Source organism: Staphylococcus sp. EG-SA-2, assembly GCF_017152085.1.
In genome coordinates, this window is the sequence record NZ_JACYHC010001286.1 from 1 (window position 1) to 609 (window position 609).

Genomic DNA, 609 nt, shown 5'->3' on the forward strand with positions numbered 1-609 from the left:
ACACTCTGGATCATATATGACAGAAAAAATGGCTAAAGGTGAAGACCCTGAAAAAGTTATTAATGAAGGTTATGGCTTTGAATTTTCACAAGATGATATGAAAAAGGTTAAAAAAGAGAATAAAAAGTTGCAAAAATTACTTAAAAAAGAAAAAGACGAAAAATCTGCAGATGTAGAAAAACAAACAAAAGCCTTACAACACGCAATTCAGAAGCCAGTAAATGATAAATCTTATACAGGGTGGACTTCCGATGGACATACAGGCGAGGATGTTAATACCTACGCTTACGGACCTAGATCAGAATCATTTAGTGGTAATATCGAAAATACAGAAAGCGCAAAAATAATATTTGATATATTCAAGTAAAGCATAAAAAAATTCCCGAGCACTATAACAAGGTGTTCGGGAATTTTTTATGGTTTAATTTAGTACTCAATGTTAGGTGCTTGGTTAACACGTTCTTGGTATTTTTTAAATGCGTAGTATAAACCGCCAACTAATGTTAAAATAACTGCTAATTTTTTCATCATTCAAACTCCTTTCTAAGATGTGTTGAAACTGAGTTCAATTAAATTATATGTTTTTATTATACACTTTTTGACATATTT

The 609-nt window shown here is 30.7% G+C and carries 2 protein-coding genes; one reads left to right on the forward strand and one right to left on the reverse strand.

Annotated elements, in window-relative coordinates:
• Positions 1 to 367: alkaline phosphatase (locus tag IDG60_RS20770; protein WP_206161134.1), on the forward strand; the 367-nt coding region annotated here is incomplete at its 5' end.
• 59 nt (positions 368 to 426) lie between these two features.
• On the opposite strand, the gene IDG60_RS28320 is transcribed toward IDG60_RS20770, so the two are convergent.
• Positions 427 to 528, reverse strand: a complete 102-nt coding sequence (locus tag IDG60_RS28320) for an SE2200 family small protein (protein WP_000731976.1) — start codon at positions 526 to 528, stop codon at positions 427 to 429.
• Between the last annotated feature and the right edge of the window lie 81 nt (positions 529 to 609).